27 protein-coding genes are annotated in these 20,558 nt (G+C 75.1%); 10 read left to right on the top strand and 17 right to left on the bottom strand.

Annotated elements, in window-relative coordinates:
- Positions 1-5: 5 nt before the first annotated feature.
- From TK50_RS03080 to TK50_RS03055, 7 genes are read right to left on the bottom strand one after another with little or no spacing between them, the layout of a single operon-like run.
- The gene (locus TK50_RS03080; RefSeq protein WP_043961308.1) at positions 6-953 is read right to left on the bottom strand and encodes a threonine ammonia-lyase; all 948 of its coding nucleotides are present in this window, start codon (positions 951-953) and stop codon (positions 6-8) included.
- A gap of 14 nt (positions 954-967) precedes the next feature.
- A complete protein-coding gene (locus TK50_RS03075) occupies positions 968-2,431 on the bottom strand; it encodes an FtsX-like permease family protein (protein WP_043961306.1) in 1,464 nt (487 codons plus the stop codon).
- Entirely contained in the window at positions 2,428-3,201 is a 774-nt protein-coding gene (locus TK50_RS03070; protein WP_082106142.1) for an ABC transporter ATP-binding protein, read from the bottom strand. Before TK50_RS03070 ends, TK50_RS03075 begins: the two co-directional genes overlap by 4 nt.
- A complete protein-coding gene (locus TK50_RS03065) occupies positions 3,198-3,734 on the bottom strand; it encodes a PadR family transcriptional regulator (protein WP_043961304.1) in 537 nt (178 codons plus the stop codon). The genes TK50_RS03070 and TK50_RS03065 overlap by 4 nt, the downstream gene beginning before the upstream one ends.
- A gap of 12 nt (positions 3,735-3,746) precedes the next feature.
- Complete coding sequence (locus TK50_RS35580) at positions 3,747-3,932, bottom strand: type II toxin-antitoxin system YoeB family toxin (protein ID WP_082106141.1); 186 nt, start codon at positions 3,930-3,932, stop codon at positions 3,747-3,749.
- On the bottom strand, positions 3,901-4,185 hold the full coding sequence (locus TK50_RS03060) for a type II toxin-antitoxin system Phd/YefM family antitoxin (RefSeq protein WP_043961302.1): 285 nt from the start codon (positions 4,183-4,185) through the stop codon (positions 3,901-3,903). The genes TK50_RS35580 and TK50_RS03060 overlap by 32 nt, the downstream gene beginning before the upstream one ends.
- A gap of 41 nt (positions 4,186-4,226) precedes the next feature.
- A complete protein-coding gene (locus tag TK50_RS03055) occupies positions 4,227-4,796 on the bottom strand; it encodes a TIGR03086 family metal-binding protein (RefSeq protein WP_043961298.1) in 570 nt (189 codons plus the stop codon).
- A 32-nt stretch (positions 4,797-4,828) separates the two neighbouring features.
- Between TK50_RS03055 and TK50_RS03050 the strand changes: the two genes are divergently transcribed.
- Complete coding sequence (locus TK50_RS03050; protein WP_043961297.1) at positions 4,829-5,779, top strand: helix-turn-helix domain-containing protein; 951 nt, start codon at positions 4,829-4,831, stop codon at positions 5,777-5,779.
- A 31-nt stretch (positions 5,780-5,810) separates the two neighbouring features.
- On the opposite strand, the gene TK50_RS03045 is transcribed toward TK50_RS03050, so the two are convergent.
- Positions 5,811-6,002: a DUF397 domain-containing protein gene (locus tag TK50_RS03045; RefSeq protein ID WP_043961296.1), complete on the bottom strand. Its 192-nt coding sequence runs from the start codon at positions 6,000-6,002 to the stop codon at positions 5,811-5,813.
- Complete coding sequence (locus tag TK50_RS03040; RefSeq protein ID WP_199485963.1) at positions 5,993-6,283, bottom strand: Scr1 family TA system antitoxin-like transcriptional regulator; 291 nt, start codon at positions 6,281-6,283, stop codon at positions 5,993-5,995. The genes TK50_RS03045 and TK50_RS03040 overlap by 10 nt, the downstream gene beginning before the upstream one ends.
- 146 nt (positions 6,284-6,429) lie before the next feature.
- Between TK50_RS03040 and TK50_RS03035 the strand changes: the two genes are divergently transcribed.
- Positions 6,430-6,660: a hypothetical protein gene (locus tag TK50_RS03035; RefSeq protein WP_043961295.1), complete on the top strand. Its 231-nt coding sequence runs from the start codon at positions 6,430-6,432 to the stop codon at positions 6,658-6,660.
- A 53-nt stretch (positions 6,661-6,713) separates the two neighbouring features.
- Here TK50_RS03035 and TK50_RS03030 read toward each other — a convergent pair whose 3' ends face one another.
- From TK50_RS03030 to TK50_RS03005, 6 genes are read right to left on the bottom strand one after another with little or no spacing between them, the layout of a single operon-like run.
- Positions 6,714-8,255, bottom strand: coding sequence for a SpoIIE family protein phosphatase (locus TK50_RS03030; RefSeq protein ID WP_043961294.1), 1,542 nt, complete (start codon positions 8,253-8,255; stop codon positions 6,714-6,716).
- Positions 8,256-8,257: 2 nt separating this feature from the next.
- A complete protein-coding gene (locus tag TK50_RS03025) occupies positions 8,258-9,583 on the bottom strand; it encodes a sensor histidine kinase (RefSeq protein ID WP_043963732.1) in 1,326 nt (441 codons plus the stop codon).
- A 32-nt stretch (positions 9,584-9,615) separates the two neighbouring features.
- Positions 9,616-10,632, bottom strand: coding sequence for an ATP-binding SpoIIE family protein phosphatase (locus tag TK50_RS03020; protein ID WP_043963731.1), 1,017 nt, complete (start codon positions 10,630-10,632; stop codon positions 9,616-9,618).
- The gene (locus tag TK50_RS03015; RefSeq protein ID WP_043961293.1) at positions 10,629-11,048 is read right to left on the bottom strand and encodes an ATP-binding protein; all 420 of its coding nucleotides are present in this window, start codon (positions 11,046-11,048) and stop codon (positions 10,629-10,631) included. The genes TK50_RS03020 and TK50_RS03015 overlap by 4 nt, the downstream gene beginning before the upstream one ends.
- Positions 11,045-11,458 (bottom strand): STAS domain-containing protein, encoded by a 414-nt coding sequence (locus TK50_RS03010; RefSeq protein ID WP_043961292.1) that lies wholly within the window; start codon positions 11,456-11,458, stop codon positions 11,045-11,047. Before TK50_RS03010 ends, TK50_RS03015 begins: the two co-directional genes overlap by 4 nt.
- Positions 11,458-12,318, bottom strand: coding sequence for an STAS domain-containing protein (locus tag TK50_RS03005; protein WP_043961291.1), 861 nt, complete (start codon positions 12,316-12,318; stop codon positions 11,458-11,460). The genes TK50_RS03010 and TK50_RS03005 overlap by 1 nt, the downstream gene beginning before the upstream one ends.
- Before the next feature lie 164 nt (positions 12,319-12,482).
- Between TK50_RS03005 and TK50_RS03000 the strand changes: the two genes are divergently transcribed.
- Complete coding sequence (locus tag TK50_RS03000) at positions 12,483-12,839, top strand: STAS domain-containing protein (RefSeq protein WP_043961290.1); 357 nt, start codon at positions 12,483-12,485, stop codon at positions 12,837-12,839.
- Between the two features lie 9 nt (positions 12,840-12,848).
- Here TK50_RS03000 and TK50_RS02995 read toward each other — a convergent pair whose 3' ends face one another.
- The gene (locus tag TK50_RS02995) at positions 12,849-14,003 is read right to left on the bottom strand and encodes an MFS transporter (protein ID WP_043963730.1); all 1,155 of its coding nucleotides are present in this window, start codon (positions 14,001-14,003) and stop codon (positions 12,849-12,851) included.
- Between the two features lie 389 nt (positions 14,004-14,392).
- Here TK50_RS02995 and TK50_RS02990 point away from each other — a divergent pair, with 389 nt between their 5' ends.
- From TK50_RS02990 to TK50_RS02975, 4 genes are all read left to right on the top strand, one after another.
- A complete protein-coding gene (locus TK50_RS02990) occupies positions 14,393-15,016 on the top strand; it encodes a FadR/GntR family transcriptional regulator (RefSeq protein ID WP_043963729.1) in 624 nt (207 codons plus the stop codon).
- 40 nt (positions 15,017-15,056) lie between these two features.
- Complete coding sequence (mscL, locus tag TK50_RS02985) at positions 15,057-15,530, top strand: large conductance mechanosensitive channel protein MscL (RefSeq protein WP_043961289.1); 474 nt, start codon at positions 15,057-15,059, stop codon at positions 15,528-15,530.
- Between the two features lie 81 nt (positions 15,531-15,611).
- Positions 15,612-15,872 (top strand): hypothetical protein, encoded by a 261-nt coding sequence (locus TK50_RS02980; protein ID WP_043961288.1) that lies wholly within the window; start codon positions 15,612-15,614, stop codon positions 15,870-15,872.
- Positions 15,873-16,007: 135 nt separating this feature from the next.
- Positions 16,008-16,394 carry a hypothetical protein gene (locus TK50_RS02975; RefSeq protein WP_043961287.1) on the top strand — a complete coding sequence of 129 codons (387 nt, stop codon included), beginning with the start codon at positions 16,008-16,010 and terminating at the stop codon, positions 16,392-16,394.
- A gap of 159 nt (positions 16,395-16,553) precedes the next feature.
- On the opposite strand, the gene TK50_RS02970 is transcribed toward TK50_RS02975, so the two are convergent.
- Positions 16,554-17,873 (bottom strand): benzoate/H(+) symporter BenE family transporter, encoded by a 1,320-nt coding sequence (locus TK50_RS02970; RefSeq protein WP_043961286.1) that lies wholly within the window; start codon positions 17,871-17,873, stop codon positions 16,554-16,556.
- Positions 17,874-17,928: 55 nt separating this feature from the next.
- Here TK50_RS02970 and TK50_RS02965 point away from each other — a divergent pair, with 55 nt between their 5' ends.
- The 3 genes from TK50_RS02965 to TK50_RS02955 all read left to right on the top strand — a co-directional run bounded on the left by TK50_RS02965 (position 17,929) and on the right by TK50_RS02955 (position 20,525).
- Entirely contained in the window at positions 17,929-18,498 is a 570-nt protein-coding gene (locus TK50_RS02965; RefSeq protein WP_229405614.1) for a helix-turn-helix domain-containing protein, read from the top strand.
- Between the two features lie 117 nt (positions 18,499-18,615).
- Entirely contained in the window at positions 18,616-19,338 is a 723-nt protein-coding gene (locus TK50_RS02960) for a PP2C family protein-serine/threonine phosphatase (protein WP_043961285.1), read from the top strand.
- On the top strand, positions 19,335-20,525 hold the full coding sequence (locus tag TK50_RS02955; RefSeq protein WP_043961284.1) for a GNAT family N-acetyltransferase: 1,191 nt from the start codon (positions 19,335-19,337) through the stop codon (positions 20,523-20,525). Before TK50_RS02960 ends, TK50_RS02955 begins: the two co-directional genes overlap by 4 nt.
- Positions 20,526-20,558 lie beyond the last annotated feature (33 nt).

Genomic DNA, 20,558 nt, shown 5'->3' with positions numbered 1-20,558 from the left:
GCGGCTCAGGCGGTGGTGGCCAGGTCGGCGAGGACCTGCGGGTCGGCGTTGCCGCCGGTCACCACCGCGACCGTACGCCCCGGCGGCAGCTCGTCCGCGCGGAACAGCCGGGCGGCCGTGGCCACCGCGCCGCTGGGCTCGACGACCAGTCGGGCCTCGCGGATCAGGCGACCGGCGGCGGCCCGGATCTCCTCCTCGGTCACCGTGACGATGCCGTCGAGGCGGTCCCGCAGGTGGGCCAGCGTCAGCTCCGACAGGTTGGTGCGCAGCCCGTCCGCGCAGGTGCGGTAGGTCAGCTCCACGTCCCAGGTGACCACCCGCCCGGCGGCGAGCGAGTCCCGCGCGTCGGCGGCGAGCAGCGGTTCGACGCCGTACACGGCGGCCGACGGGCGCAGCGCCCTGACCGCCGTGGCGACCCCGGAGGCGAGGCCGCCGCCGCCGACGGGCACCAGCACCACGTCGATGTCGGGCAGGTCGGCGACGATCTCCGCCCCGACGGTGCCCTGGCCGGCGATGATCCGCCGGTCGTCGAACGGCGGCACCAGGGTCGCCCCCGTCTCGGCGACGATCCGCTGGGCCTCCGCCAGCCGCCGGGCCGGCGGGACGAGCAGCACCTGCGCCCCGAACGCCCGCATCCGGGCGACCTTCACCTCCGGCGCGCCGTCGGGCACCACCACCGTGCACGGCACGCCGGCGGCCCGCGCCGCGTACGCGAGGGCCTGGCCGTGGTTGCCGGACGAGTGGGTGACCACCCCCCGGGCCCGCGCGCCGGGGTCGAGCCGGGCGACCGCGTGGGTGGCCCCGCGCAGCTTGAACGACCCGACCGGCTGCAGGCTCTCCGGCTTCAGCCACAGCCCGTCGTCCCACGGCGCGGCCAGCAGCGGCGTGCGCAGGACGGTCGGCGCGATGTCGGCGGCGGCGGCCCGGATGTCGTCGAGCGTCACGAGGTCCACGGGGCCATCCTGCCTCAGGTCGCCCGCAGCTCCTCGACGGTGGTGCTGGCCCGCAGGAAGAGCAGCCCGACCGCGACCGTGAGGGCCACCGCGGCGACCGCGCCGGCCCCGACCAGGGCCAGCTGCTCCAGGGGTACGCCGGGCATGACGAACCGTTTCGCCCCGTCGACCGTGGAGGTGGACACCGGGCCCGCGAGGAACCGGCCGAGCAACAGCCCCACGGTCAGGGCGAGCAGCACCGCCGGCACCGTCGGGGCGAGCGCCTGCCAGGCGACCGAGCGCCCCAGCACGCCCCGGGGCACGCCCTGGGCGACCAGCGCCGCGTACGCCCGGCGGCGGGCCACGATCCCCTCCACCAGCGCGACCAGCAGCCCACCGGCGGCGATCGTGACGGCGACCGCCACGGCGAGGTCCACCAGCCCGATCGTGTCCAGGTAGAACGTGTCCCCTGCCGAGGTCAGGTCGCCGAACGAGCGTGCCTCGGCCAGCTCGGCGTCGTACCGGGCCTGGAAGTAGGCCCGGTGGGCCGCCGCGCCCCCGCCGAACAGCACGGCGGCCAGCAGCGCGGCGAAGGTGCGGCTGCCGGCCCACGGGTCGGCGGTGAGCCGGCGGGCGGCCAGCAGCGCGGCCGGCCCCCGGGCGAGACGGTGCAGCAGCCGGCCGGCGGCGTACGAGAACCAGCCCGCCGCGAGCACCGTTCCGACCAAGGCGGCGAGCCCTCCGGCGGTGACCAGGATCGGCAGGTACGGCAGCGGTGCCTGCACCTCGTGGCGCTCCAGCCAGCGCAGCAGCGGGCCGTAGCCGGCGAACGCCCCGACGCCGGCCGGGACGAGCAGCGCGAACCAGGGGCGGGGCGGGCGGTCCCGTCGGGCGCGCCGGACCACGCCGAACGGGGTGGTGACGACCCGGCGCAGCAGCAGCGCGGTGGCCGCCGCCGCGACGGCGGGCAGCCCGAGCACCGTCGCCGCCAGCGCGACGGGCGACGGCAGCACGTCCGTGGGCAACGCGAGCCGGCCGTCCGCGTCGGGCCGGTCGAGCAGCTCGTGGGCGCCCAGGAAGACGACCAGGCCGACCACGGTGCCGAGCAGGCTGGCCACCCCGGTCTCCAGCGCCGCGAGCCGGGTCACCTGGCCGGGGGTCGCGCCGGCCAGCCGGAGGGCGGCCAACCGGCGGTCGCGGGCCGGCGCGCCGAGGCGGGCGCACTGCCCGGCCAGCGCCAGCACCGGCAGGGCGAGCAGCAGCAACGCGAAGGCCGTGCCGCCGCGCAGCCCCGGCTCGCGCAGCAGCGCCTCCGAATACTGCTGGGACCAACGGACCCCGTTGTCGTCGGTGGCCGGCGGCGTCGGGATGGCCAGCACGGTCAGCGCGGCCAGCCCGGCGAGGGTGGCCAGGGCGGCGCTGAGCGCGGTCAGCACCACCCGGACGGTGTCGGTGCGGGTGCCGGCGAGGGCCAGCCGGCCCAGGGTGCCGGGCCTCACCGCGCCCCACCCGCGGGCGCTCCGCCAGCCGGTGCCTCGCCCGCCGGTACCCCGGCGGCGAGCAGCCCCAGACCGGGCCCGACCGCCGCCGGCAGGTCGAGCCCCAGGCCGGCCCCGTCCACCTCGCCGTCGCGGAGGATCACCTCGCGGTCGGCGTACCCGGCGATGCGCGGCTCGTGGGTGACCAGCACGACCGACGTACGCTGCTCGCGGGCCAGCCGGACCAGCTGGGTGAGCACCTGCTCGCCGGCCAGCGTGTCGAGCGCGCCGGTCGGCTCGTCGGCGAAGATCACCCGGGGTTCGGTGACCAGTGCGCGAGCCAGCGCGCAGCGCTGCTGCTGCCCGCCGGACAGCTCGCCCGGCCGGGCGTCGGCCAGGTCCGCCACGCCCAGCCGGTCCAGCCAGGCCGTCGCCACCGTCCGCCCTGCTCGCCGCCCCGTGCCGGCGAGCAGGAGCGGAAGGGCGACGTTCTCCGCCACGGTCAGCTCGGGCACGAGCTGGCCGAACTGGAACAGCACCCCGAACTCGGTGCGCCGCAGCTTCGACCGGGCCGCCTCGGACCAGATGTCGATCCGCTCGCCCCGCCAGAGGACCTGGCCGGCGTCCGGGCGCAGGATGCCGGCCAGGCAGTGCAGCAGGGTGGACTTGCCGCAGCCGCTCGGGCCGGTCACCGCGACGATCTCCCCCTCGGCGACGTCGAGGGTGATCCCGCGCAGCGCGGGTGTGGGCCCGTACGCCTTCACCACGCCGCGAGCCTGAAGTTCCGTCACGAGTGCACCTCCCGGTGCCAGTCGGCGACCCGCTCCAGGGTGGTGTGCAGCCACCTCAGGTCGGCGTCGAGGTGGGCGATGGCGTAGTCGGCCGCGACGACGTCGTCGAGGCTGGCCGACGGGTCCGTCTTGACGGCGGTCAGCTCGCGCAGCCGGTCGGTGTGCGCCCGGCGCTGCGCGACGAGGTACGACCGGACGTGGCCGGTGTCGGCGACCAGGAGTGCCACCACCACCTTGGCGAAGAGCGTGCTGGCCACGTACGGCATGGGCGGCTCGACCTCGGCGAGCCAGGCGGCCAGGGCGTCGCGCCCGGCGGGGGTGAGCGCGTAGGCGGTGCGGTCGGGGCCGGCGTCGCGGTCCTGGCCGGCGGCGGCCACGAGCCCGTCCCGCTCAAGCCGGCCGAGCGTGGCGTAGACCTGCCCGAACGCCAGCGGACGCGCCCGGGGCAGCCGCCGGTCGTGGGCGCGCTTCAGCTCGTACCCGTGCTTGTCGCCCTCGGCGAGCAGGCCGAGCAGCACGTGCGGAGTGGACACCGGATAGACTATTCACTGAGCGAATAGGACCGTCAAGCCGACGATGCGGCAGACCAGGCGGTGCTCCTGATCGATGCGCCTCGACCAGAATCCCGCCCAGTTGCCACGGAGTTGCTCAGGTTTGCCGATGCCCTGTCCTCCCAGCCCCGGCTGGCGAACTGGACCTTCACGCTGTCGACGCCTCGCCTGGGCTGGCATCGGGGTCGATCAGATCGCGCATCTCCCCGCCCCCGTTGCGCAACTCTTCGACGGCCTCGTTGAGCCGGCGCGCGTTGGCAGGGCTGGCCATCAGGTACGCCGTCTCCTTCAGCGACTCGTACTCACGCAGCGAGATGATGACGGCGGCCTCACGGCCGGAGCGGGTGACCACCACTTCCTCGGCGTCGTTCACGACGTGGTCGAGCATCTTGGCCAGGTTCTGCCGGACTTCCGAGTAGGGGACGGTACGCATGACACCTCCCGAACTTCACGTACAAGACATTGGCTCTCCGGTCAGCTCGGCGACCAGTTGGGGTTTCGGCCCATCCGGGCGACGCCGCGCTCCAGGTCGGTGGCGTTCGGCGGGGCGGTGACCGGGGCGGCGAAGGCGCCCTGCTGCTGGCCCATCTCGCCCATCCGGTCCATGAACCCGTTCAGCGTGGCGATCACGGCCGGCGCGGCGTCGTACGGCTGGCCGGTGGCCCGCGCCAGGTCCCACGCGTGCACGGTCAGGTCGATCAGCGCCATGTCGCCGACGGTCTCCTGCGGCAGGCCCATCCCCGGCGACACGCCCTCCAGCGCGGCCGGGTCGGCCCACGCCGCCACCAGCCGCTCCGTCTCGGCGGCGAACCGGTCCCGCCAGCCGTCGGTGAGGCGGTCGGTCTTGTCCGCCCAGTCCGCCGGCTGCCGGGCGGCCAGCGCCTGGAAGTTGACCACCACCTGGAAGAGATGCCCGAGCAGGTCCCGCACGGTGTAGTCCGCGCACGGGGTCGGCAGGTCGAACTGGTCGCCGGAGATCGCCCGGACCACCGCCACGGCACGCGGCGCGGCATCCGCCAGCAGTTCACTAGTCTTCGTGGTCATAGGGGCAGCGTAGGCAGCCCGGGAGGACAAGCTTGAAGAAATGCGACAGCGGCCCGCGCGCCGACAACCGGGGCATCCTCGACCCCGCACGGCTGCGGCGCGAGGTCCGCTTCCGCCGCCTGCCGCCGGCCCCGGCCCTGCTCCCGTACGTCGAGCACTACTGGCTGGTCGACTGGTGCCTCGACGAGCCGTTCGAGCAGCGCGTGCTGCCGCACCCGGCGGTCAACCTGGTCTTCCGCCGCGACGTGGCGGACGCTGCCGTTTCCGAGTCCGCCGAGGTGGCCGGCGTCGGGCGGGAGCTGTTCCGGATCACCCTCGCCGGCACCGGCCGGGTCAGCGGCGTGCAGTTCCGCCCCGGCGGGTTCCGCCCGTTCTGGCCGGGGCCGGTCGCCGAGCTGACCGGCGAGCGCCGCCCGCTGCCCGCCGGGCTCGTCGCGGGCCGGCACCCCTGCGACGGTACGGACGACGAGCGCGCCGCCGCCCTCGACGCCCTCCTGCTCGCCTGGCACCCCCGCCCCGCCTCGCCGACGGCGACCCCGTCGGCGGCTGACGCTACGGCGAACGGCCTGTCGGCGGCCAGTCCGCCGATGGCCGGCTCACCGGCGACCGGCCTGCCGTCGGTCGACCCGCTCTCGGCGGAGGTGATGACGCTGGCCGGGGAGATCCGCGCCGACCGCAGCGTGCTGCGGGTCGACGACCTGGCCCGCCGGCACGGCACCACCACCCGACGCCTGCAACGGCTGTTCCTCGACCACGTCGGCGTCGGCCCGAAGTGGGTGATCCGGCGGTACCGCATCCAGGAGGCGATCGAGCACGCCGCCAGCGGCGGGCCGGTGGACTGGGCGGCCGTCGCCGCCGACCTCGGGTACGCCGACCAGGCCCACCTGATCCGCGAGTTCGCCGCCGCGACGGGGCTCACCCCGGCCGCGTACGCCCGGTCGCTCAACCGACCGGCGGGAGCCTCGCTCAGCCGACCGGGGTGAAGCGGATCAGCCAGCGGGGGGGTGCAGCGGGTCAGTCGGCCGGGGCGAGCCGGGTGAGGAAGGCCCCCCACGCCGCCGGGGCGAACGCCAGCACCGGGCCGGTGCGGTCCTTCGAGTCGCGCACGACCACCACGCCGGGCAGGTTGCCCGCCACCTCGACGCAGTTGCCGCCCGTGCTGTTGCTGCGGCTGCTGGTGCGCCACCGCGCAGCGCTCAGGTCCATGGTCCCGCCTCCGTGATCTCCGCGATCAGCTCGATCGACCGCTGGTGGGGCAGCGCCTCGCCCCGGATCGACTCCCACACGTCGATCGCCCGGCGCACGTCGGCCGGGCGATCGACGACGTGCCCGCCGAGCTGAGTCTCCACATAGACCATATCCTCGCCGACGGGCGGCGTGGCGATGACGAACGGGCCCTCCAGCCCGGCATACGCCCCCACCGCGAACGGCACCACGTGCAGGATCGCGGCCCGGACGCCCGGACGGTCCGGGCCGCGACCATTCACACAGTAACCGCAGCATCAGCAGAATGTGACCCCAGCGGGCCCGTTCGGGTGTCTTCCCCCGAGATTCCCCGGCCCGGACGGGACCGCGCGGGGGCGTGCCGGGCACGGCGGCACGCCCCCGCACCAGTCGAGAAGGGACAGCCACAGTGGATGAACGACCCCGGGACCCGGCCCGCGAACACGCGACGCAGGCTCGCGAACGCCCGCCGGCCCGGGAGCATCTGCCGGCCCGGCCGATCTGGCTCTGCCGGGTCTGCGGCGGGCCGTGGCCCTGCTCGCCGGCCCGCCGCCGGCTCCTGCACGAGTACGCCGACGCGCCCGTCACGCTCGCCGTCCACCTCGCCGGGCTGATACTGGAGGCGGGCGACGGGTGTTAGGAAGGGGCCCCTGTACAACAGAAAGCGTTTAACAAGGTGCCCTTCCTTGCACCTCACCGGCGGCGGACCGCCACCACCGCCACGTCGTCCTGGATCTCCGTGGGGGCCAGCTCGACCACCAGCCGCTGGCAGAAGCCGTCCAGGTCGTCGTCCACCGTCTCGGCGCAGCGGGCCAGGGCGGCCAGCCCTTCGTCGATGGTGGCGTCCCGCCGCTCGATCAGCCCGTCGGTGTAGAGCACCAGCGTCGACCCGGCCGGCAGCACGAACTCCAGGTCGGCGGGGCGGTCCACACGCACGCCGAGCAGCGGCGCGGAGTGCTGGACGTACTCCACCCGGCCGTCGCGGCTGATCAGCGCCGGCAGGTGGCCGGCGCTGGCCAGTCGGACGTGACCGGTGCCGGGGTGCAGTTGCAGCACGCAGATGGTGGCCAGCTCGCCGGGGAGCAGCGTCCGCATCAGCTCGTCGACCCGGGTCAGGATCACGCCGGGCGGGTGCCCCTCGACCGCGTACGCCCGCACCGCGTGCCGCAGCTCGGCCATCACCGTCGCCGCGTGCAGCGAGTGGCCGGCCACGTCGCCGATGGCCACCAACAGCTCGTCGCCGAGCATCACCAGCTCGTAGAAGTCCCCGCCGACCTCGGTCTGCGCGCTGGCCGGCTCGTACCGGACGGCGAGGTCTAGCCCGGCCACCTCGGGCAGCCGGCGCGGCAGCAGGCTGCGTTGCAGGGTCACCGCGATCCGGTGTTCCTCGTCGAGGGTCCGCTGCGCCTCCACGGCCGCCGCGAGGGCCTGGGCGAGCTGGCGCACCACGGGGGCGCCCGGGACCAGGGCCCGGGGCGGCACCGCCACGTAGATCGGGGACCGGTCGGGGCGCAGCCGGGCGACCGCGACGACCAGTTCCGGCTCGCCGGCCCAGTCGTGCACCGCCCACTCGGCCGGGTCCACCTGCTCCCGCAGGATCGCCCCGATCGACACGTCGTCGGTCGGCATGGGCCACGGGCGCACGACGGGCTCCGCGCCGGGGCCGGTGGTGGCGGCGGCGAGCGTGGTGCCGTCCATGGTCTCGGCGAGCACGACGACGGGGGTGCCGAGCATCTCGGCCGCCCCGGCCGCCGCGGCGACCATCAGCCGGGGGAAGGTCGGCGCGGAGTTGACGGCGAGGGTGGTCTCGGCGAGCCGGCTGAGCCGGTCGGCGAGCTGCTCGGCGCGCTGCCGCGCCCGGTAGTAGCGCAGCACCGCGTGGGTGGTGGCGACCAGCTCGTCGGGCTCGATGGGCTCGGCCAGGTAGGCGTCCGCGCCCCGGGTCAGGCCCTGGGCCCGGTCGTTGACGTCGACGGCGTGCGCCGACACGTGGATCACCGGCATCGCCGGGTGGGCCTTCTTGATCTGCTCGCAGACCTCGAACCCGGTCAGGTCGGGCAGCCGGACGTCGAGCACCACCAGGTCGATCGGGTCCACCCCGACCCGGGCCAGGGCCTCGCCGCCGCTCTCCGCCTCCAGCGTCGCGAAGCCGGCCCGGCTCAGCCAGCTCACCAGGAGGTAGCGCTTGGTGCGGCTGTCGTCGACGACCAGCACGGTCCCCTGACCACCGTCCACCGTCACGCTCCGCCCACCGGCAGGACGACGGTGAAGGTGCTGCCCCGCCCCGGCTCGCTGGCCAGCTCCAGTGCGCCGCCGAGCAGGTGCGTCACCCGCCGGGCGTACGGCAGGCCGAGGCCGGTGCCGCCGATGCGGGTGCTCCCCGGCACCTGGTAGAACTCCTCGAAGATCCGCTCGTGCAGCTCCGGGGCGATGCCCGCCCCGGTGTCGGAGACGGACAGCCGCCACCGCCCGTCGCGGATCTCGGCGCGCAGCCGGACCTGGCCCCGCTCGGTGAACTTGAGCCCGTTGTGCAGCAGGTTGCGCAGCACCTGGGCGAGCAGCACCTCGTCGGAACGGACCGTGCCGGGCGGCGGCGGGTCCTCCACCACCAGCTCGACGTCCGGCTTGGTGGACAGCGCCCGCAGGGTGCCGCGCAGTTGGCCGAAGATGGCCCGCAGGTCGACCTCGGTCCAGTTCGGCTCCAGCCGCCCGGACTCCGCCTTGGCGAGATCGAGCAGGTCGTTGACCAGGCCGAGCAGGTCGGTGGCGGAGTCCCGGATCAGCCCCACCTGGCGGGCCTGCTCGGCGGTGAGCGGGTCGGACGCGGAGTCGGCCAGCAGCCGGCTCAGCCCGATGATCGCGGTCACCGGGGCGCGCAGCTCGTGGCTGACGTTGGCCAGGAACCGGCTCTTGGACTCGCTGGCGGTACGCAGCTGGGCCGACTTCTCGTCCAGCTCGGCGTAGAGGGCCACCACGCCCCGGTTGGTCTCCTCCAGCTCCTCGGTGAGCTGGTTGTAGAGCGCCATCACGCCCCGGTTGGTCTCCTGGAGCTCCTCGTTGAGCACGGCCAGCTCGTCGCGCTGGCTGCGTACCTCGTCCAGGGCGGCGATGAGCTGCTCGTTCTGGAGGGCCAGCTCGTCCACGGCGCTGGCCGGAGCAGAGCTGCCGAGCTCGGCGCGCAGCTCGGCGAGGCGCTCCGGGGTCAGCGCCTGCGCGTTGGCCGGGACACGTCGGGACATCCTCACGACCGTATCGCCCTCCCGGCCCACCACGCCCAGCATGTCCACGAGGCGTGCCACCGCGCCGGACTGCGGCTCGTACCGGCCGCTGGGGAGCGGGCGCACCGGGGCCAGGTCGACGCGCAGGCGGACCGGGCCCTGCGCCTCGACCACGGCGGCGAAGGTGACGTCGGCACCGCCGCAGATCCGCAGCAGGTCCCGGGCCACCTCGCTGAGTGCGGTGGCAAGCCGCACCTGGTCCTGATGTTCCAGCCCGACCGCCTCGGCGACCTCCCGGCCCCGCTGCCGGATGAGGAAGATGTCGTGCTCGACCCGCAGCGCCATCTGGAGCAGCGACGGGCCGCCGGCCGGGCCCGTCACCAGGGCGCCCTCGCGGCGAGTACGCACGCGTCGTCCCGTCGCACCCCGGCGTCGCGCAGCACGGTCGCGGCCAGCACCAGCGGGGCGCGCCCGGCCAGGCCGGGGTAGTCGTCGAGCTGCCAGCGGTCCGCCACCCCGTCACTGTGCATCACCAGCGACGCTCCGGCGGGGAAGGGGTACTCGTACTCGCGGACGACGGGTCGTTGATGGCCGGCGATGCCGGGCAGGGAGACGAGCCCGCGCCGCCGCTCGCCCTCGGCGAGCACGGTCGCCGCGATGTTGCCCAGCCCCGCGTACCGGAGCAGGTGGGCCTGCCCGTCCAGCTCGGCGACGGCCAGCGCGGCCCCCCGGGTGTGCGTCATCGCGCGATGCAGGTGCTGCACCACGGCGGCCGGCGGGGCGGCCGGAGCGGACCGGAACGCGGCGAGCGCCGCGTCGGTCGCGGACGCGGCCAGCGGCCCGTGCCCGAGACCGTCGCAGACCAGCACCTGGTGCCGCCCCTCGGCGACGCGGACGGCGTACCCGTCGCCGCTGACCGCCTCGCCGGTCAGCGGCCGGGTCAGCGCCCCGGCCCAGGACTGCGCCGGGGCGGGGCCCTTCGGCCAGATCTGCACGGCGAGCACGGTGCCCCGGCCGGGGAGGGAGTAGCCGTCGAACCAGTCCGCCTGGCGCATGATGGCGCCGAGGCCGATGCCGAGCGTGCCGGCGGTGGAGTGGCCGTCGCGGGAGGAGACCGTGAGGTCGGCCATGCCGGGCCCGGAGTCGATGGCGACGAGTTCCACGCCCGCCCGGTCGCCGACGCGCACGGGGCGCAGCAGCAGCACCCCGTCGTCGGCGTGCTTGACCAGGTTGCTGGTCAGCTCGGCGGCGACGATGGCCAGGTCGGCGGTGCGGGCGTCGCCGATGCCGAGCTGCCCGCCCAGCCGCTCGGCGGCCCGCCGGACCGAACTGGCCGCGCTGCCGCTCTCCACCCGGAACCAGATGCCGTGGTCGGACACGGCGTCCAGGGTCATCGGGACCACTTGGTGACCGTGATGCGGGTGCCCCGCCCCGGGCCGGTGTCGATGTCGAACTCGTCGACCAGGCGGCGGGCACCGCTGAGGCCGAGCCCGAGGCCGCCGCCGGTGGTGTAGCCGTCGGTGAGGGCCAGGTCCAGGTCGGCGATGCCGGGGCCGTCGTCGGCGAAGACGATGCGCACCCCGCGCCGCCGGCCGTTGTCCACCACGGACACCTCGGCGCTGCCGCCCCCGCCGTAGACCAGGGTGTTGCGGGCCAGCTCGCTGGCGGCGGTGACCAGCTTCGTCTGGTCGACCAGGGAGAGCCGGACGGCCACCGCCACCGTACGCACCAACTGGCGGACCCGCACCACGTCCTCGTCGCTGCGGATCGCCTGGGCCTGCGGGTCGCCCAGGTCGACGCCCGCGGTCACCTCGTGTCCGTGGACTGGTCGCCGGGCTCGTCGATGTCGTCGTAGCCGTAGTCGTCGTCGTGGGTCGCCGCGATCAGCTCCATGCCCCGTTCCACGTTGAGGGCGGTGCGGATGCCGTTGAGCGACAGGCCCAGCTCGACCAGGGTGATGGCGACGGCGGGACGCATCCCGACCACCACCGTCTCGGCGTCGAGCACCTTGGAGATGGAGGCGATGGTGGAGAGCATCCGGCCGACGAACGAGTCGACGATGTCCAGCGCCGTGATGTCGATGATCACGCCGTGGCAGCCGGTGGCGACGATCCGCTCGGCCAGGTCCTCCTGTAGCTGCACCGCCGTCTGGTCGGACATGTCGACCTGGATCGAGACGAGCAGGATGTCGCCGATCTTCAGGACCGGCACCCGCTCCATCAGGACTCCCGACGCGGCTGGCGGCGCGCCGTCTCCACGCCCGTCAGCCGCAGCACGTGTCGCAGCGCGTCGGCGAGGCTGGCCTTGGTGGCGATGTCGCCGAACTCGATGCCGAGGGCGACGATGGTCTGGGCGATCTGCGGCCGGATGCCGGAGATGATGCAGTCGGCACCCATCAGCCGGGCGGCCACCACGGTCTTGAGGATGTGCTGGGCGACCTGGGTGTCGACCGCCGGAACGCCGGTGATGTCGATGATCGCGTACGGCGAGCCGGTGTCGACGAGGGTCTGCAGCAGCCGCTCCATCACCACCTGGGCGCGGGCCGAGTCGAGCGTGCCGACCAGCGGGACGGCGACCACGCCCTCCCAGATCTTGACGACCGGGGTGGAGAGTTCGAGCAGCTGCTCGGCCTGGTCGGCGATCAGGCTCTCCCGGGTGCGCACGAAGCTCTCGAAGGTGAACAGCCCCATCTGGTCGACCAGGGAGGAGAAGGCCACGTAGTCGCGCAGCGCCGTGTCGGTGGCGTCGGCCTCCAGCAGCTCCAGCAGGACGTCCTTGAGCGCGTACACGCTGATCGCCGTCTCGGTGGCGGTGAAGCCCTGCCGGGCCCGGCCCCGGGACAGCTCGGCCAGCACGGCGCGCAGCTCGCCGGCCGACTCGGACTCCAGGTCGAAACCGCCGCCGCGGGCGGCCTCGATGACGGCCCGGTGCAGCTCCTGCACCTGGCGACGCAGCTCCGCCTGGCTGAGCCGGCCGCGCAGCGAGGCGCCCACCAGCTCCGTCCAGCGCTGGGTGATCCGCTCGGCGTGCTCGTCGAGCAGACCGGTCAGGCGACCGCTTTCCTCCGCGCTCAACGCCACGGCATCCTCCCTATGACCTGGGTCGGCCGGACTCTACCACCGGGTAGTCGGAAACTAGTTGTCCCACGGCAACGACATGACGACCGGCACCCCGGCGCTCCCGGCTCTGCGCCGAACCGCCCTCGTGGGATACGGTTCCACCGATACCAGCAGGAGGTCGGCGAATGTCCTTGACGGTGCAGACGGAACAGCGCGGCGACGTGGTCGTCGTGTCGGTCGCGGGCGAGCTGGACATGGCGACGGCTCCGCAGCTCCAGGACCAGATCACGGACCTGCTGGACAAGGGCCGCAGCCGCCTCGTGTTCGACCTGGCGGAGGTCTCGTTCTGCGACTCGACCGGGCTGTCGGTGTTCGTACGCGCCAAGAACAGCTGCGACGAGGCCGGGGGCGTGGTCCGGCTGGCCGCCCCGCAGCGCGGGGTGCTGCGCATCCTGGAGGTCAGCGGGCTCGTCGAGGTGCTGCACACCTACCCGACGGTGGAGCAGGCCGTCGCGGGCGACCCCACGCCGGCCTCCTCCTGACCGTCCCGCTCAGCGCTCGTCCTCGACGAAGCGGGGGCGGGCGATGACCAGGCCCGCGCCCGTCTGCACGGCGAGGGCGACGAGCAGGAACCCGATCGGCGCGGTCCACCCGCCGGTCGCCTCGTAGAGGACGCCGACCAGCAGCGGCCCGAGCGCCGCGATCACGTACCCGGTGCTCTGCGCGAACGCCGACAGCGCCACCGTCCCCTCCGCCGTGCGGGCGCGCAGCCCGATGGTGGTGAGGATCAGCGGGAACGCGCCCTGGCCGAGGGCGAGCAGGGCCACCCAGAGCAGCGCGCCGTCGTGCGGCGCGAGCGCCAGCCCCAGGTAGGACGCGGCCGAGAAGGCGGTCAGCCCGAACACCAGCGGCCGCAGCGTCCGCAGCCGGCCGGCGAGCGTCGGCATCAGCAGCGCCACCGGCACGCCGAGCGCGGTCACCCCGGCCAGCAGCAGCCCGGCCGTCTCCGGACGGAAGCCGGCGTCGCGGAAGAGCTGGGCCAGCCAGCCCATGATCGCGTACCCGCTCAGCGACTGCGCGCCGAAGTAGACCGCCATCGCCCAGCCGAGCCGCGTCCGCGCCGGCCGCACCCGGACCGGGGCGGCGACGGCCACCGCGCCGGTGGCGGCCCGCCGCGCGGCGCGGGCCCGCAGCGCCAGCGGCACCCACGGGAGTACGGCCAGCGCGGCCAGCCCGGCCCAGACCCCGAGCCCGGCCCGCCAGGACCCGAAGGCGTGCGCCACCGGCACCGCCGACGCGGCGGCCACCGTCGTGCCCGTCGTCAACGCCATCGTGTACGCCCCGGTGACCAGGCCGGTGCGGTGCGGGAAGTGCTGCTTCACCAGCATCGGCAGCAGGATGTTCGCCACCGCGATGCCGGCCAGCGCGAGCGCGCTGGTGGCCACGAAGACCAGCGCGGAGTCGGTGACCACGCGCAGCACCTGCCCGACGGCGAGGGCCGACATGGCGACCACGAGCACCCGGGCCGGGGCGTACCGCCGGACCAGCCAGGGGGTGAGCGCGCCGAGCCCGGCGAAGGCGATCGTCGGCAGGGTGGTGACGAGCCCGGCCATCGCCCCGGAGAGCCCGAGGCCGGTGCGGACCTCGCCGAGCAGCGCGCCGAGGCTGGTCACGGCGGCGCGCAGGTTGAGGGCGACCAGCAGCATCCCGACCAGGACCAGCAGCCCGCCGGTCACGGGCTGCCCGGTCTTCTTGGCCTCGACCTTCTCGGTCCCGGTCCTCTCGGTCCCGGTCTTCTTGGCCTCGGTCTTCTCGACGAGGGTGGGTGCGGGGGCCGGGGCGCGCGCCACGTCGACGGTCGGGCGGGATCGGGCGGTCCCGGTGGTCGGTTCCGCGACGGCGGTCGGTGGCGGGGTCATGGCCTTCAACCTACAATCATGGGATGAATCCTGGGCAGGTGATGTAACCAGTGCCACCGTCGGTTGATTCCGCGCCCCCGCCCGGGTCCGCCCCCCGGCCCGACTCCGCACCCCCGCCCGCACCCCCGCCCGGGTCCCCGCCCCCGCCGCCCCGGGGCCAGCGCGTCCGGCAGACGATCGAGCAGCTCCGGGCCCGCATCCTCGGCGGCGAGTGGCCGGTGGGCGGCCGCATCCCCACCGAGCCGCAGCTCGTCGCCGCCCTCGGGGTGGGGCGCAACACCGTCCGGGAGGCCGTCCGCGCCCTCGTGCACGCCGGGGTGCTGGAATGCCGGCAGGGCTCCGGGACGTACGTGGTGTCGACCGACGAGCTGGCCCCCGTGGTGGCCCGCCGACTCACCGACGACCGGATGACCGAGGTCGTCGAGGTGCGCCGCGCCTTCGAGGTGGAGGCGGCGCGGCTGGCCGCGCTGCGGCGTACCCCGGCGGATCTGGCCGCCCTCGACGGCGCGCTCGCCGCCCGGGAGGCCGCCTGGCGCGCGGGCCGGGTCGACGAGTTCGTCGAGGCCGACGCAGCCCTGCACACGGCGGTGGTGGCCGCCGCCCACAACGGCATGCTCGCCGAGCTGTACGCGTCGGTCGGCGCTGCGCTGCGCAGCACGATCAGCCAGGCGACGGGCGACGCGCTGGAGCCCGAGCGGTACGTCGACCACGCCCGGCTGGTGGACGCGATCAGGGCCGGTGACCCGGCCTTGGCGGCCCGGGAAGCTGGTGCTTTCCTGGAGCCCTCCCCGGGGGAATAGGTTGCCCGGGAAACCGAACCGGACACCACGGGAGTAACGGATGCTCAAGGGCTTCAAGGACTTCATCATGCGCGGCAACGTCGTCGACCTCGCGGTCGGCGTCGTCATCGGCGCGGCGTTCACGGGCGTGGTCACCCAGCTCACCAAGTCGTTCCTGGAACCGCTGATCCGCGTCTTCGTGCTGCTGATCACCGGCAGCGACAAGGGCCTCTCCGGCACGGCCCCGACGTTCCGGGGCATCGCCTTCGACTGGATCGCCTTCGTCAACGCGGTGATCACCTTCCTGCTCACCGCGGCGGCGCTCTACTTCCTGGTCGTCTTCCCGATGAACAGGCTGGCCGAGCGGCGCAAGCGCGGCGAGGAGCCGCCGCCGGCCGCCCCCAGCGAGGAGGTCAAGCTGCTCACCGAGATCCGGGACGCGCTGGTGGCCACCGGCCACACCACCCCGGGCCAGCAGCGGGGCGCCTTGGACGACGTGCTCGGCCGCAGCCCGGAGCCCCCGGCCGCGCGCTGACGCACACCGACACACACCGGCCCTCACGGGATTCCCGTGGGGGCCGGGCCTTGTCGTACACATGTTCGATAGAGTCCCGCCATGGAGCAGCGGAAGCACTGGTGGAACGGCAAGTGGGGGCGGCTCGCGCGGCGGGACGTCTTCCTCCGGGTGGACGGCGACCGGTGGCACGTCGAGCAGCGCGCCGGGGGCGCGGAGGGGGTCTCCCAGTTCTACGAGTACCCGAGCGCGGAGGAGGCCGAGGAGACCGTCCGCGCGCTGCTCGCCGGGGCGGACGGGTGGCGGGAGCTGTCCCCCCGGCCGCCGGGCTCGTGGCTGCCGACCCCGGACACCCGCACCTGACCGGGACGGTGTTTCGAGGTTCGGCGCGGCGTTCGGTCGGGCCTGACCCGGACGATGTTCGGGGTCGGCGCGGCATCTGGTCGGGCCTGACCGGCGCGGCGTTTAGTCGGGTGGCGGGGCGGGAACCGCCTCGGGATGGAGCAGCAGGGGACGGATCAGCAGGCGGCCATCTCCCGCGTCACCACCGGGATGCCCGTGTTCGACGTGACCGGTGCAGAGGTCGGCACCGTGGACCTCGTCCAGCGGGGCGACCCGAACGCGGTGACCGTGCAGGCGCCGACCGCCGCCCCGACCGCCGACCCGGGCGGCAGCCTGGACGAGCTGATCGAATCCGCGGCGACCGAGGAGCCGGACGTCCCTGCCGACCTGGCCGCCCGCCTGCTGCGCACCGGCTACCTGAAGGTCTCCACCGACCAGGCCCCGACCGGCGCGGTCTACGTGCTCGCCGACCAGATCGCCGCCGTCGCCGACGGCCGGGTACGCCTCGACGTCCTCGCGACGAGCCTGCCCGCCGAGGAGTGACGCCAGCGGGCCTCGATCGACGCGGGCCTTGATCGAGGCGAGCCCCTTGGTCGACCCCGCCCCTCTTGATCGACGCGGCCCCCTTGATCGACTCCATGTCGGCGACATCGGGGTATCCCGGGGCGGTTTTTCCCGCCATGTCGCCGACATGGAGTCGATCTAGCGCTCCGCCCGCCCAGCCGACGCCCGCCCAGCCGACGCCGGCTCGACGGGCTCGACGGGCTCGACCGGCGGAACCGGCTGCACGGACTCGACCGGCTGGGCCGGCCGGGCGGGCTCGACGGGCTCGCCGGGCTCGCCGGGCTCGCCGGGCTCAGCGTGGTCGCTCTCGTGGCGGCGGCGTAGGAGGAGCAGCATCAGCCAGCCGGCGACCAGCCCCCAGAACGCGCCCCCGACGCCGAGCAGGCTCACCCCGGAGGCCGTGACGACGAGGGTCACCACGGCCGCCTCCCGGGTCGCCGGGTCGGCGACGGCCGCCGACACCGCGCCGGCCAGCGCGGCGAGCAGCGCGAGCCCCGCCACGGCCTCGATGAGCACCGGCGGGGAGAGCAGCACGAGGGCGGTGGCGACGCCCGCGCCGAGGCCGAGCAGGGCCAGCCCGACGCCCGCCGTGACCGAGGCGACCCAGCGGCGCTCCGGGTCCGGGTGGGCGTCGGGGCCGGCGGCCAGCGCGGCGGTGATCGCGGCGAGGTTGACCGCGTGCCCGCCGACCGGCGCGCCGATGGCGCTGGCCAGGCCGGTGACCCGCAGCGCGGAGCCGAGCGGGGGACGGTAGCCGTACCCGGTGAGCACCGCCATCCCGGGGACGTTCTGCGCGGCCATGGTGACCAGGAACAGCGGCAGCGCCAGCCCGATCACCGCCGGCACCGTCCACTCGGGTGCGGTGAGGACGAGCACCGGCCGCAGGCCGTGCGTGCCGACGCCGCCCGGCGTGGTCACCGCGATGGCGACCGCCGCCGCGACGAGCGCGGCGGGCACCGCCCAGCGCCGGGCGAAGCGGTGCAGGACGAGCCAGGTGACGACCACCGGCGCGGCCAGCCTCGGCACCTCGACCAGGGCGCGGACGGGCGCGGTGCACAGCGGCAGCAGCACCCCGGCCAGCATCGCGGCGGCGATCGGGCCGGGGATCGCGGCCACCGCCCGGCCGAGCGCCGGGAACAGCCCGGCGGCGACGATCAGCGCCCCGCACACGACGAACGCGCCGACGGCGGCCGGCCAGCCGCCGGGGACCGGGCCGGTGGCCACCAGCAGCGCCGCCCCGGGGGTGGACCAGGCGATGGCCATCGGCAGCCGGTGCCGCAGCCCCAGCCACACCGCGCAGAGGCCGGACGCGACGCTGACGGCGAGCAGCCCGGAGGCGGCCTGCCGTTCGTCGGCGCCGACGGCGCGCAGCCCGGCGAGCACGACGGTGAACGAACTGGCGAAGCCGACGAGCGCGGTCACCACCCCGGCGAGCACGGGTTGCAGCAGGCCGGCCACGTCTCCCCCTTCGCCGTTCCGTTTACGGAACGATGGCGTGTAGCACGATAGCGGGATGGAGTCGCCGACACCAACCCCGCAAGCGGCCCGGGAGCAGGCAGCCACGGACGCCGGCACGGTCGGTGCCCGGGTGCGCGCCCTGCGCGAGGAGCGGGGCCTGTCACTGTCCACCCTGGCCCGGCTCGCCGGGGTGGGCAAGGCCACCCTCTCCGGCCTGGAGAACGGCACCCGCAACCCCACCCTGGAGACGCTCTACGCCGTGACCGCCCAGCTCGGGGTGCCGCTGACCGCGGCGCTCTCCGGGCCGGCGGCGACCCCCACGGTGCGCGGGGCGGCGGTGAGCGCGACCCTGCTGGAGGTGTTCACCGAGGCCGGGGCGACGTACGAGCTGTACCGGATGCGGGTCGCGCCCGGCGTCGGCCAGCTCTCCCCCGCGCACCAGCCGGGGGTCACCGAGCACGTCACCGTCTTCGCCGGGCAGCTCCGCGCCGGGCCGGTGGACGACCCGCTGACCGCCGGGCCCGGCGGCCACCTGCGCTGGACGTCGGACGTGCCGCACGGCTACGCCGCGATCGGCGACGAGGAGGTGTGGGCGAGCCTGCTGCTGCGCTACCCCCGCCGCTGACCGGTCGACCGTTCGGGCCGCCGGCCGGTCGGCCACCCGCGCCGACACAAGATTCTTTTCGGGCCGACCCCGGAGTGCGTAGAGACGCCGGGCGGGTCTTCTTGGCAAGCTTGTCGTATGACGCTGATCCTCCGCTCGGCCATCCTCAACGACGTCGGCCTCGTGCGGACCAACAACGAGGATTCCGCCCTCGCCGGTGACCGCCTCGTCGCCGTCGCCGACGGGATGGGTGGCCTGCCGGCTGGTGAGGTGGCGAGCGAGATCGTCATCCGCATCCTCGACGAGTTGGACCCGCCCACCACCACCGAGGGGGCCGCCGACGCGCTGCGGGCCGTGGTGAGCACCGCCAACCAGCGGATCCGGGCCGCCATCTCCGTCGACCCCGCGCGCGAGGGCATGGGTACGACGCTGACGGCCGGCCTGCTCGCCGGGGACGTCCTCGTCCTCGCGCAGGTCGGGGACTCCCGCTGTTATCTGCTGCGGGACAACGAGCTGACCCAGCTCACCCGCGACGACACGTTCGTGCAGGCGCTCGTCGACCAGGGCGCCCTCTCCCCGGACCAGGCGCGGCACCACCCGCAGCGGTCGCTGGTGACCCGCGCCGTGCAGGGCGCCGACACGCCCCCGGCGGTCGGCACGCTCACCGTCTTCGCCGGCGACCGGCTGCTGCTGTGCAGCGACGGGCTCTCCGACTACGTGGACGACGCGGCGATCGCCGCCGCCCTCGCCATGTACGGCGACCGTCAGCAGTGCGGCGAGCAGCTCGTGAAGCTCGCCCACCAGGCCGGCGCGCCGGACAACGTCACCGTCGTCGTCTCCGACGTCACGGCGCTCTCATGACCATCCGGCGGTTGACCAACTCCGAGCGGCCGGCCACCTCCTTCCCGCTCCAGGCGTACGCCTTCGAGGCGTCCCCGATGCGGCCCGAGCGGGCCGAGGAGTTCCGCAGCTACCTGCCCTACCACGAGGCCACCCGCACCCTGGTCGCCGAGGAGGGCGGCGAGACGCTGGCCACCGCGTCGGCCATCCCGATGCGGCAGAACCTGCGCGGGGCGGTGCTGCCGATGGCCGGCGTCGCCGGGGTCGCCACCCACCCGCTGGCGCGGCGGCGCGGGCACGTCCGGGCCCTGCTGCGCCAGCTCCTCGACGAGATGCGCGACGAGGGGCACCCGCTCACCGCGCTGTACCCGTTCCGCGCCTCGTTCTACGAGCGCTTCGGGTACGTCGGCCTGCCCCGGGCGCGTACGGCCGTCTTCGCCCCGGCCGACCTGGCCGCGCTGCTGCGCGCGGACCTGCCCGGCGAACTGGCCTGGGGCCGCAGCGGCTCGGGGTACGCCGACCACCGCGCCTTCACCGAGCGCTGCCTGGCCGAGCGGCACGGGTTCGCGATCTTCCCCGAGACCCGGGCGGTGCGGCAGCGCGACGACGACGACCGGTGGCAGCTCACCGCCCGCGTCGACGGCGAGACGGTCGGCGTGCTGACGTACCGGATCGACGACCACGGCGGCGAGCTGGCCGGCGACGACCTGCTGGTCGCCGACCCGTACGCCCGGGCCCTGGTCCTGCAGTTCCTCGCCCGGCACGTCGACCAGGTGGAGCGGATCCGCCTGCGGATCGCGGCGGACGAGCTGCCCGAGCTGTGGCTGACCGACCTGGCCGTGCACGTCGAGGCGCGGGTCGCCCGGCCGGGTTCGTCCGCGCCGATGGCCCGGCTGCTCGCGCTCGACGCGCTGGCCGGTCTCCCGGCCGGGCCGGGCCGGGTCCGGGTGGAGCTGACCGGGGACCGGTGGCTCGCCGGCACCCACCTGCTCGACGGCGCGACCGGCCGGCTGGAGCTGTCCGGCGACGCCACCGGGTCCGTGCCGGCCGCGACGCTCACGGCGGCCGGGCTCTCCGCCCTGGCGTACGGGGTGCTGGACCCGGCGGAGGTCGACGTCCGTGGCCTGGGGCGGGTGCCGGCGGACGCCGCCGCCGAGCTGCGCCGCCTCTTCCCCCGCCGTTTGCCATACCTCTTCGCGGACTTCTGACCCTGTTTCGCGATCCCGGGGCGCGGGTAGCGT

The organism is Micromonospora haikouensis, assembly GCF_000876225.1.
In the GTDB taxonomy this organism is placed as follows: domain Bacteria; phylum Actinomycetota; class Actinomycetes; order Mycobacteriales; family Micromonosporaceae; genus Micromonospora; species Micromonospora haikouensis.
The sequence above is the reverse complement of the archived record's forward strand: the minus strand, read 5'-3'. Positions and strand labels throughout refer to the sequence as shown.

Bases quoted from the DNA above. Each gene is read 5' to 3' on its own strand.
- TK50_RS03025 (WP_043963732.1), bottom strand. From the start codon at position 9,583: ATGGCGCTGCGGGTCGAGCACGACATCTTCCTCATCCGGCAGCGGGGC.
- mscL (WP_043961289.1), top strand. From the start codon at position 15,057: ATGCTCAAGGGCTTCAAGGACTTCATCATGCGCGGCAACGTCGTCGAC.
- TK50_RS03010 (WP_043961292.1), bottom strand. From the start codon at position 11,458: ATGGAGCGGGTGCCGGTCCTGAAGATCGGCGACATCCTGCTCGTCTCG.
- TK50_RS03045 (WP_043961296.1), bottom strand. From the start codon at position 6,002: ATGGACCTGAGCGCTGCGCGGTGGCGCACCAGCAGCCGCAGCAACAGC.
- TK50_RS02980 (WP_043961288.1), top strand. From the start codon at position 15,612: ATGGAGCAGCGGAAGCACTGGTGGAACGGCAAGTGGGGGCGGCTCGCG.
- TK50_RS03020 (WP_043963731.1), bottom strand. From the start codon at position 10,632: ATGACCCTGGACGCCGTGTCCGACCACGGCATCTGGTTCCGGGTGGAG.
- TK50_RS02960 (WP_043961285.1), top strand. From the start codon at position 18,616: ATGACGCTGATCCTCCGCTCGGCCATCCTCAACGACGTCGGCCTCGTG.
- TK50_RS02965 (WP_229405614.1), top strand. From the start codon at position 17,929: ATGGAGTCGCCGACACCAACCCCGCAAGCGGCCCGGGAGCAGGCAGCC.
- TK50_RS03000 (WP_043961290.1), top strand. From the start codon at position 12,483: ATGTCCTTGACGGTGCAGACGGAACAGCGCGGCGACGTGGTCGTCGTG.
- TK50_RS02975 (WP_043961287.1), top strand. From the start codon at position 16,008: ATGGAGCAGCAGGGGACGGATCAGCAGGCGGCCATCTCCCGCGTCACC.
- TK50_RS03055 (WP_043961298.1), bottom strand. From the start codon at position 4,796: ATGACCACGAAGACTAGTGAACTGCTGGCGGATGCCGCGCCGCGTGCC.
- TK50_RS02955 (WP_043961284.1), top strand. From the start codon at position 19,335: ATGACCATCCGGCGGTTGACCAACTCCGAGCGGCCGGCCACCTCCTTC.
- TK50_RS35580 (WP_082106141.1), bottom strand. From the start codon at position 3,932: ATGCCAGCCCAGGCGAGGCGTCGACAGCGTGAAGGTCCAGTTCGCCAG.
- TK50_RS02995 (WP_043963730.1), bottom strand. From the start codon at position 14,003: ATGCTGCTGGTCGCCCTCAACCTGCGCGCCGCCGTGACCAGCCTCGGC.
- TK50_RS03060 (WP_043961302.1), bottom strand. From the start codon at position 4,185: ATGCGTACCGTCCCCTACTCGGAAGTCCGGCAGAACCTGGCCAAGATG.